The following is a 10,347-nucleotide window of genomic DNA, read 5'->3' on the forward strand; positions in this document are numbered from 1 at the left end:
CCTGCTTACTTTTACATGTTTGGCAGCTTGAGTTCTGTCAGCTCCATCCTTAATGTGCAATAAAGCTAATAGGCGAATTCTCATTCTGCCATTGGTTTCTTGAGCAATAAGTGCCTTTAAATTAATAAGCTCCAATTTCTCAGATAATTGTTTTTTAGTAATATATTTCATAACTACCATTAGATCACAAATTTAATGTAATTGGTATTATACCAATCCCAATCCCATTAAGTTATTGCTCACTTGTACTAGTTAAAATAGCTCAAGGCTGTGTTGTTCTCAATTCCAATAGCCAGCTATTGCTCAATCGAGCGCCTTACCTTGAGTTATTTTTCCTGCGCACAACAAGATCACAAACTTAATGGAACTGGTATTATTTTTTTGTAGGTCGGACTTCAGTCCGTCAACTGTCTAGCGAGTGATTAACGCGATGGGCCAAAAAACATCTGCAGCCATGACTCATTTTTATAGATCGGAATTTATAGCTAAGACAGTTATATTTCATTTAACTTGATGGACTGAAATCCAACCTACATCGAGCCTGTATCGGTCAACGGTTAAGCCGGCGATTAATGCGATGTATCTTTGTTAAATGACCGGCATTATGGTTATAAAGCTTGTCGATGATGCCTGTTTATTGCATGGTGCAGCGATGATGACTATTGTAGCAACAGAGTGTAGCAACAGAGTATAACAACAGAGTCTAGCAACAGAGTATAACAACAGAGTGTAGCAACAAAATTTATGGCAATATCTCATCGGTTTAATTTAACAAACCAGGCCAGCTTTTAATCAGACCTGGCACAGCAAGTTGTTAAAGAATAGCTGACTTTATCAGCATGGCCACAATGGCCAGTGCTAAAACCCCAGCAAGCCAAATACCGACGAACCAAGCCAGTTTTTTCCATTTTTGTAAAGCCATTAGTGATAACCATCTTCAGGTTTTACTTTGCCCCTGAACACCCAATATGCATAAGCGGTATAGATTAATATAAGTGGTATTAAAACCATCGTTCCCACCAGCGTGAATTTTAAACTTGAATCAGGTGCTGCCGCTTCAACGATCGTTAGACTTGGCGGTACAATATTAGGGTAAAAACTAACAAGGATACCGATGAAACTGAGGACAAATAAGCCGAGTGAGGCGAGAAATGGCTGTGCTTCTTTTTTTTGTTTCAAACCGATAAATAGCAACCAAGTACAGAGCCCAACTAAACCTGGGACCAGCACACTAAAAATACTGCCCGGCAGCGTAAACCAACGTTGAAAATAAGCGGGGTCTTGAAAAGGGGTCAGCATACTAACAACACCAATAAAACCTAGGGTAGCAATGCCTAACCATTTTGCATAACCCCGCATTCTAGTTTGTAGATCACCTTCTGTTTTCATAATCAACCACGTGGAGCCCAGTAAGCCGTAGCCAATGACAACTGCACAGCCGGTTAAGAGTGAGAACGGGGTTAGCCAATCCCACCAGCCTCCAGCGTAAGCGCGGTTTGCCACTTCAATGCCTTGCACTAACGCACCTAGTGAAATGCCTTGAGTGAAGGCAGCTACAACCGAGCCGGCGCAGAAGGCAAAGTCCCAAACTGGTTTCCAACGGACGGTTCGCCAGCGATATTCAAAGGCAACACCCCTGAAAATCAGTGCTAACAGCATTAGTATAATGGGCATGTACAAGGCTGGCATAATAACGGCGTAGGCTAGAGGGAAAACGGCAAATAAACCACCACCTCCCATCACCAGCCAAGTTTCATTACCGTCCCAAACCGGGGCGATGGTATTCATCATAACCGACTTGTCTTGCTCTGATTTAGCCGACGGAAACAAAATACCGATGCCCAAGTCAAAGCCATCTAAAATAACATAAGTGAGTACAGCGAAGGCGATAATCATAGCCCAGATAAACGATAATTCAAATTCCACGATTGTCTCCTTGCGCACCTGAATCAGGGTCTGCGTTAATTTTTTCACTAAATTGGTTTTGTGCGGTCCGGATAGGGCCGTCATTTATCTCAAGGTCTGAGGTAGCTGTTGGTTTATTCATCAGTCTTAAAATATAGTAAGTACCTGCGCCAAAAACAAAGAAATAAACGATGATAAATGCGATCAGCGACACAGCAACCGCGGGTGCTTCAATCGGTGCGAGACTGTCAGTGGTGCGTAATAGTCCGTAAACGGTGAAAGGTTGACGACCTACTTCAGTAGTAACCCAACCTGCCAATACGGCAACAAACCCCATGGGTGCCATAACAATTGCCGCACGCTTTAACAAATCGTCATCATAAAATCTGCCGCGAATGCGTCGCCATAAGCTCCACACACCCAGTCCTAACATGGCAAAACCTAGAGAAATCATAATGCGGAAGCTCCAGAATACCACTGTAACGGGTGGCTCGTCCTCATCAGGAATGGTATCTAAGCCTGCAAGTGGGGCGTTTAAGTCATGTTTAAGGATCAAACTAGAGAGTTTGGGGATCTGAATCGCGTAATCAATCCTTTTTTCTTCTGGGTTAGGGATGCCAAATAATATCAGCGGTCCACCTTCTGGGTGACTGTCATAGTGTCCTTCCATCGCCATAACTTTGACTGGTTGATACGCTAAAGTGTTTAAACCGTGCAAGTCTCCAGCAACAATTTGTAAAGGGGCGACAACAATTAACATCCACATTGCCATTGAAAACATACGGCGTGCAGCAGCATCGGCCTTGTTTCGTAGCAGGTGTAATGCGCCGACACCACCAACCACTAGCGCGGTTGTGAGGAAGGCTGCCATCACCATGTGTACTAAACGGTATGGGAACGAAGGGTTGAAGACAATTTGCCACCAGTCTTCTGGAATAAATTGCCCTACATCATTAATGCTATAGCCAACAGGCGTTTGCATCCACGAGTTGACCGATAAAATCCACGTGGCTGACATCAAAGTACCAAAGGCGACCATGCAAACTGCGAACATGTGCAGTCCATTACCCACACGCTCACGCCCAAATAAAGCGATACCTAAAAAGCCCGCCTCCAAAAAGAAGGCAGAGAGCACTTCATAGGCCATGAGTGGCCCAAGTATTGGCCCGGTTTTGTCTGCAAATACTGACCAGTTAGTGCCAAACTGATATGACATCACAATGCCGGACACTACGCCCATGCCAAAGGCAACTGCAAAAATTTTCTTCCAGTAGTTAAACAAAAAAAGGTAGGTTTGATCATGTGTTTTTAACCACAAGCCATTCAATACCGCTAAATAGCTGGCCACTCCGATCGAGAAGGCTGGGAATATAATATGGAAGGAGACGGTAAATGCAAACTGCATTCGGGCAAGTGTCTCCGCAGTGAAGTTTTCCAACATAACTATAATGCTCATATAAGTTGTATTTCAAATGTATGTTAAACTGGTGTGGCAATAAAAGCAATATTGAAATAAAAGTATATTGAAATAAAAGTATATTGAAATAAAAGTATATTGAAAATATAACTTTTAAATGTGACAATCAATGTAAGCCCAACATAAAAATAGAGAGCATCTGATGAAGTTAACCAGCTATACCAACTATGCGATGCGTTGTTTGCAGCTTGCTGCACTTAAAGCCCCTGAGTTAGTACGGGTAGATGATGTGGTTTTCATTCACGGTGTGTCACGTCCACACATTGTCAAAGTAGTGCACGAGCTAGGCAGAGCTGGTTATTTAGAAACGCTACGAGGACGTAATGGTGGCTTTCGGTTAAGCCGTCCGGCAGAAGAGATCATGGTCGGCGATGTTGTGCGTCTCACCGAAGGACGATTAGACGTCGTGGAGTGCTTTAACCCTGAGAAAAATACCTGCCCATTAATTGGTATTTGCAAGCTCTCCAAAAAAATTCAGGAAGCGACTCAAGCATTTATGGATGTGCTAGATAATGTCACTATTGCTGATATTTCCGCGAATCGTATTCCTTTACTAAAGCGTATTGATTTGTTAGAAATTACCGGTAAACCAGCAACTTTTTCAAAGTCAGGCCATAGTAGTTGATACCGCTTTATAAGTGAGCAATATCTTAATCTGATTGGCAATAAATGCTGTAAGACAGGAGAAAATGAAGGTGCATATTGTCGAGCAACAGCAAGTGGCTGAGATTGGGCACAACCAAGAAAGCTACTATCTATAACATTTACAGGTAAGGTAATTAATGAATCTGTAGGCTATAAGCAGCTACCTTAATTTGTCGATGTAGTGCTATCACTATTAAGGTGGTTTAAGCTTACCTGCACTTTTATAGAAAAACAGACCTTTTATTGATACGCTTTTAAGCTTATTGAATCTGCCAACTCACATCAGGTTTCCATTGGCTTACCCACGCAGGAATATCACTTGCTGGCATCGGTTTGGCAATACCATTACCTTGAGCTAAGTCACAGCCCAGTTGCAATATAGCCTTGCAATGTTCAACCGATTCAACACCTTCAGCAATTACGCCACGCTTGAAGGACTTAGCTAAAGCTATCACGCTTTCAACAATGGCCAAATCATCAGCATCAACTAACATGTCTCGGACAAAACTCTGGTCTATTTTAATCATGCCCGCGGGTAAACGCCTAAGATAAGTGAGTGATGAATAGCCGGTACCAAAATCATCCAAAGCAAAGTTTACCCCTAGCGCTATACAGTCATTCATGATTTTTGAGATATGATTAATATCATCTAAAGCACTGGTTTCCAGTACTTCTAGCTCTAAATAGTGTGGCTTAGCATCAGGGTGGGCTGCTAGTAATGCAGTTAGGGTTTGTGTAAAGCTAGACTGTTGTAATTGAACCGCGGCAATGTTTACGCTAATGTTTAGGAGGCTAAGGCCCATTTTTTGCCATTTGCTTATTTGTGTCAATGCGGTATCAATAACCCATTCACCCATCTCAATATTCATTGGATTATTTTCAATAACGGGCAAAAAATCGATAGGGTTTAATAAGCCTCGTTTAGGATGCTGCCAGCGAATAAGCGCTTCAACACCCACTACTATGCCAGTCTTCATATTAACTTTAGGCTGATAATGAAGTACAAATTGATGATGGTCCAACGCATTACGAATGGCGTCTAGGTTTTCTTGATGCATTTTAACCGCGTCATCTTGAGCGGTATCAAATAAATGATAACAATTTTTACCCGACTCTTTAGCTACATACATGGCTTGATCAGCATGGCGTACCAGCTGGTCAGCATTGGCACTATCTTGTGGATAAATTGTTACGCCAATACTGGCTGAGACGTGAAATATAAAGTCAGCCACTGTGACCGGTTCAGACGCCGCCAACAACAAGCGTTCTAACACCGGTTCACAATCTTCAACTTTGTCTAAATCAGCTAATATAGCAACAAACTCATCACCGCCAATACGGGCTAAGGTATCACCCTCGCGTAAGGCTTCTTTCATGCGAAGTGAGAGGGCAATGAGTAATTGATCACCCACTTGATGACCATGGGCATCATTAACCGCTTTAAAATGATCTAAATCTAGAAATACTACCGCGAGTGACTGCTGATGACGGCTGCATTGTAGCATGGCTTGAGATAGTCGGTCAGCTAGCAATACACGATTGGGTAAGTTAGTCAGTACATCGTAATGAGCAATTTTTTCCAGTTGATTTTGATGCTCTTTCATCAGGGTAATATCGTTAGCTAAGGCGATATAGTGGGTAGTGATACCATATTCATTATGCACGGCACTAATCGTGGTCATTTCAGCATATATTTCACCATTTTTACGTCGGTTCCATATTTCACCAGACCAGTGGCTTTCTTTTTGCAGTGCTCGCCAAATCTCAGAAAAAAATTCGGGGGCCTCTTTATTTGATTGTAGGAAACGTGGACTCCGACCAATAACTTCATCACGACTGTAGCCTGTTATACGGGTAAAACTGTCGTTAACATCAATAATAATAGCTTTATTATCGGTAATTGTGATGCCCTCTCTAGCATGAGTAAAGACACTAGCCGCCAATTTTTGCTCATTTTGAGCTTGTTTTCTTTCGGTAATATCAACCAATGCAGCAAGACAATCGGTGCCTGTAATGCCCAGATTAGCTTCGACATTTAGCCAACGCTTGGTTTTATTAACGTTAACTAATATCTCACAAGATTGTATACCTTTATGCTCAAACACTTTTGCCAGACAATCTTTGAAAGTATTACGATGTGGTATGGCGATATAATTGACAAACTTACTGCCTGCCAAGTGAGCACGCTCAATACCCAATATACTCGCCCCTCTTAAATTGATTTGAGTTATTTTACCTTTCAGATCAAAAGTAAGATAAGCAATGGGTGCAAATTCAAATAACTCAGTATAGCGATAATGTAGTTGTTCAGTTATCTGCGCTTGCTGTAACTCATCATTCTGCATCTCCAATTCAATTTGATGAACCTGCAGTTCGTGTAGTAACTTTTGGGCATCACTTTCGCTAGGCATAGCTTGCTTGCTCTCCCGTTTTTTTCTCACTTGTGCTTCGGCAGACCGGCGTAACTCTTTAGGTGAGCGTTTGGCCAACAGTCTAGGGGGCTGTGAAGGGCTGGTCATATAGTAGGCTTTATTTTACGTAACTTTGACTCAAGTAGCTTGGCTTCACTGATGTCAGTGAAGGTAATGACTACGCCGTCAATCACATTTTCTTGTGTGCGATAAGGCATAATGCGCACTTTAAACCAACGTTCATTGTTAGCGGTTATTTCTTTTTCTACAAAGAGCAGTGTGTCTAACACTCCCCGCGCATCTTTTTGTAGTGAAGTATAATCGAGCTCAGTGACGATATCAGATAGTGGTCGACCAACATCACTAGGGATCAACTTAAACAGGTGGGTAGCATAGTTAGTGAATCGCCTTACACGTAGTCCATTGTCAAGAAACACCGTCGCTATTTCTGTACTATTAAGCAGGTTTTTCATGTCGTTGTTGACCCATGATAAATCATCAACTTTAGATTGTAGTTCGGTATTAACCGTTTGCAACTCTTCATTCATTGACTGCATTTCTTCTTTTGAAGTGGTCAGTTCTTCATTGGTGGATTGCAATTCTTCATTAGTTGATTGCAACTCTTCATTGGTTGACCTGAGCTCTTCCTGTGCCGCTTGCATTTGCTCGCGAGTTGCTTCTATTTCGTCGCGCGCATGTTGCAGTTCAAGCTGATTTTCTTGCTCTGCTTTGCCCCGTTTTCTGCTCGGCTTTGTGGCCGGTGCTACAACGGGTGTAAAAACTACCATCAGCGAGCCTATTAAAGCTTTTGGCTTATTAATGGCCTGTACCGTTAAGTTAATCGTTTCTGCGCCCACGATCACATTTTCAATAACTACTGGCTCTATTTGTGTCAGCGCTTTCTTCATCGCGAGGTTAAGGTGCATAAGCAGCTCTTCACATGCCATCACGTGAATGTTCCAATTAGCTTTACCCGCTGATGCTTCTAAATATTTTCCCGTGCGACCATTGATGTAAATAATATCACCGGCAGCATTAACTAACACCGCGGCAGGCGAGTAGTTTTGCAGTAGGACTTGATCCGCTTGCGTTTGTAGGTTGATAATGTCTTTACTCATATCGCGGGTTCTCTTGGGTTCATTGTTTATCAAGGATATAACAGGAAATATTCTTGAAGGAAAGTCGACTTCCATTCGATGCTTGGGAATATCGATGCGGGTAAAAATCCGTGCACTATCGTTAAGTGCTGAGAACAAGCTGGTATAATTACCAATGGTTTCGGCATTGCCCAACAGCAAAGTACCATGAGAATTCAGTGTATAGTGGAACAGTGGAATTAACTTTTTTTGTAATTCTGGTCCAAGATAAATCATAAGGTTACGGCAGGTGACAATATCTAACTTGGTAAACGGTGGATCCATAATAATATTTTGGGGTGCAAAGATGATCATGTCACGTATCTTCTTACTGATGCGATAACCCTTATTATCTTTAATGAAATAACGTTCCAATTGTGTTGGCGTTATTTCAGCTTCAATGCTTGCTGGATAAAAGCCTTGCCGGGCAATATTGATAGCATCTTGGTCAAGATCGGTTGCAAATATTTGTAGTTTAAAGCGGGCTTTAGGCTTAACCTCATCCAATACATCCATCACAGTCATGGCGAGTGAATAAGCCTCTTCACCGGTTGAGCAAGCCGTAACCCATGCTCGAAGCTCTTTACCTTGAGGATAATTTGCCAATAGTGCTGGTAGCGAGGTTGACTTGAGCTGCGCCCAGATGTCTTTATCACGAAAAAAATGGGTAACACCAATTAACAGTTCTTTAAACAGCAGGTCTTGTTCTTGTGGGTTTTCGCGCAGATAACGGGCATAAAGTGCTATGTTTTTAAGTTGATGCAGGTTCATACGCCGTTCAATACGACGATAAATGGTGTTTGTCTTGTAGAGTGAGAAGTCGTTTCCGGTGCGCTCACGCAAAATGATAATGATTTGTTCTAGTGATCTTTTTGATTTGAGTTCCAATTTTGATTCAATATTCTTTGGAGTCATTTGTGGGCCATGTTTAAGGCCCTTAAGTATATGTTTTGGTAACTCTTCAGCGCTGGCTACGATGTCAATAAGTTCTGCATTAATGGCGCTTTGAGGCATGGAATCAAATTTTGCGAACTCAGGTGACTGGGCTAGAGATAGTCCCGCATTTTCTTTGATGGCGCGTAAACCTACGGTGCCATCAGAACCCATGCCAGAAAGAATAACAGCTACAGCACGTTCGCGTTGATCACTGGCGAGAGAACGAAAGAAAAAATCAATCGGCAAGCGCAAGCCTTTACTGACCACAGGATCAAACAAGAATAATGTGCCGTGCAGTATGGATAAATCTTTGTTAGGCGGGATCACATACACGCAATTTTGCTCTGTTATCATACTATTGCGAGCTTCTTTTACTGTCATTTGTGTAGTGCGTTGCAACAGCTCAGCCATAATACCTTTGCGAGAGGGATCTAGATGCTGAATGACGACAAACGCCATACTACAAGGCGTTTTTACATGAGTAAAAAAGCTTTCCAATGCTTCTAAACCGCCAGCAGAAGCACCAATACCAACAATATGTGACGGTTTTTTTAGGGCATTTAATCGATGTAAGTCAGCGTCAGTACTTGGTTGCGTGGCTTTTATTTTGTTTTTCATTAAGGTATATTTATTTTTAGCTCCATTACATTATAGTAAACTAATATATTAAGTCGTGTGCGATTAATTTTAGAAATTCTTTATAAAGAACCTCGTACTCAAGCTTAGATGTTAAGCACCTTAGGGAAAATAATTAGAAAATAATTAGGACATCCATTGTTATTTGAGCATTATCAGCCCTTGTACTAAGGTTAATTAATGGAAAATAATTAGGACATCCATTGTTATTTGAGCATTATCAGCCCTTGTATTAAGGTTAATTAATGATCTTGATACAGAGGCATTCTTCTTATGACTACAGCCAGTGAAAATAATTAGGACATCCATTGTTATTTGAGAATTATCAGTCCTTGTACTAAGGTTAATTAATGATCTTGATACAGAGGCATTCTTCTTATGACTACAGCCAGAAAACAACTGATCAGCTTGGCTGATACACCTTATTATCATTGTATTTCACGCTGTGTCAGGCGAGCTTATCTTTGTAGAAAATAATTAGGACATCCATAGAAAATAATTAGAGAAAATAATTAGGACATCCATTGTTATTTGAGAATTATCAGCCCTTGTACTAAGGTTAATTAATGATCTTGATACAGAGGCATTCTTCTTATGACTACAGCCAGAAAACAACTGATCAGCTTGGCTGATACACCTTATTATCATTGTATTTCACGCTGTGTCAGCCGAGCTTATCTTTGTGGCAAAGATAAAACGACAGGTCAGGATTATGAGCACAGGCGTGGTTAGGTAGAAGATAAATTACTCGCTTTAAGTCAGGTTTTTGCGATTGATGTTTGTGCTTACGCTGTTATGAGTAATCATACGCATATGGTTATTTTTATTGACGAAAATACAGCGAAAGCTTGGTCAAAAAAAGAAGTGATTGAGCGGTGGCAGCAGTTGTTTAAAGGTACTTTACTAACCAGACAATATTGCAGGGGAGAGCCACTTGCCCACTATTTGGAAGAAACCTTAACAAACACGGTGGAAGAATACCGCAGTCGTTTGATGGATATTAGTTGGTTTATGCGGTTACTTAATGAAAGTATTGCCAGACAGGCTAATCAAGAAGATAACTGCACAGGACGGTTATCGGATAAGCGAGCAGCATTTCTGCTACTCGCTCTCCTAAGAACCGTGCATGCTGGTTTCCCCGCACACGGCTCAAGCCTATCTAAGCCCAGTCTCTAAACTGAACCGGCAGTAAATGTAACAG

Annotated in this window: 6 protein-coding genes and 1 pseudogene; 2 read left to right on the forward strand and 5 right to left on the reverse strand. The window is 41.6% G+C overall.

Annotation, left to right across the window (positions count from 1 at the left end):
• Positions 1–814 precede the first annotated feature (814 nt).
• Genes ESZ39_RS16380 through ESZ39_RS16390 form a run of 3 tightly spaced genes read right to left on the reverse strand, consistent with a single transcriptional unit; the run spans position 815 to position 3,346 of the window.
• Positions 815–922 (reverse strand): DUF2474 family protein, encoded by a 108-nt coding sequence (locus tag ESZ39_RS16380; protein ID WP_146881003.1) that lies wholly within the window; start codon positions 920–922, stop codon positions 815–817.
• The gene (gene cydB, locus ESZ39_RS16385) at positions 922–1,926 is read right to left on the reverse strand and encodes a cytochrome d ubiquinol oxidase subunit II (RefSeq protein WP_146881004.1); all 1,005 of its coding nucleotides are present in this window, start codon (positions 1,924–1,926) and stop codon (positions 922–924) included. The genes ESZ39_RS16380 and cydB overlap by 1 nt, the downstream gene beginning before the upstream one ends.
• Complete coding sequence (locus tag ESZ39_RS16390; protein WP_146881005.1) at positions 1,916–3,346, reverse strand: cytochrome ubiquinol oxidase subunit I; 1,431 nt, start codon at positions 3,344–3,346, stop codon at positions 1,916–1,918. The genes cydB and ESZ39_RS16390 overlap by 11 nt, the downstream gene beginning before the upstream one ends.
• Before the next feature lie 178 nt (positions 3,347–3,524).
• Between ESZ39_RS16390 and ESZ39_RS16395 the strand changes: the two genes are divergently transcribed.
• Positions 3,525–4,007: an Rrf2 family transcriptional regulator gene (locus tag ESZ39_RS16395; protein WP_146881006.1), complete on the forward strand. Its 483-nt coding sequence runs from the start codon at positions 3,525–3,527 to the stop codon at positions 4,005–4,007.
• 280 nt (positions 4,008–4,287) lie between these two features.
• On the opposite strand, the gene ESZ39_RS16400 is transcribed toward ESZ39_RS16395, so the two are convergent.
• Positions 4,288–6,546 carry an EAL domain-containing protein gene (locus ESZ39_RS16400; RefSeq protein ID WP_146881007.1) on the reverse strand — a complete coding sequence of 753 codons (2,259 nt, stop codon included), beginning with the start codon at positions 6,544–6,546 and terminating at the stop codon, positions 4,288–4,290.
• On the reverse strand, positions 6,543–9,128 hold the full coding sequence (locus tag ESZ39_RS16405) for a chemotaxis protein CheB (RefSeq protein WP_146881008.1): 2,586 nt from the start codon (positions 9,126–9,128) through the stop codon (positions 6,543–6,545). The genes ESZ39_RS16400 and ESZ39_RS16405 overlap by 4 nt, the downstream gene beginning before the upstream one ends.
• A 612-nt stretch (positions 9,129–9,740) precedes the next feature.
• Here ESZ39_RS16405 and ESZ39_RS18175 point away from each other — a divergent pair.
• Positions 9,741–10,235, forward strand: a pseudogene (locus tag ESZ39_RS18175) (transposase); the annotation flags it as partial.
• Positions 10,236–10,347 lie beyond the last annotated feature (112 nt).

This window comes from Colwellia sp. C1TZA3 (genome assembly GCF_007954265.1).
GTDB lineage: Bacteria > Pseudomonadota > Gammaproteobacteria > Enterobacterales > Alteromonadaceae > Cognaticolwellia.

Coding starts and splice junctions, on each gene's coding strand:
- ESZ39_RS16400 (WP_146881007.1), bottom strand. CDS start 6,546: ATGACCAGCCCTTCACAGCCCCCTAGACTGTTGGCCAAACGCTCACCT.
- ESZ39_RS16405 (WP_146881008.1), bottom strand. CDS start 9,128: ATGAAAAACAAAATAAAAGCCACGCAACCAAGTACTGACGCTGACTTA.
- ESZ39_RS16395 (WP_146881006.1), top strand. CDS start 3,525: ATGAAGTTAACCAGCTATACCAACTATGCGATGCGTTGTTTGCAGCTT.
- ESZ39_RS16380 (WP_146881003.1), bottom strand. CDS start 922: ATGGCTTTACAAAAATGGAAAAAACTGGCTTGGTTCGTCGGTATTTGG.
- ESZ39_RS16390 (WP_146881005.1), bottom strand. CDS start 3,346: ATGTTGGAAAACTTCACTGCGGAGACACTTGCCCGAATGCAGTTTGCA.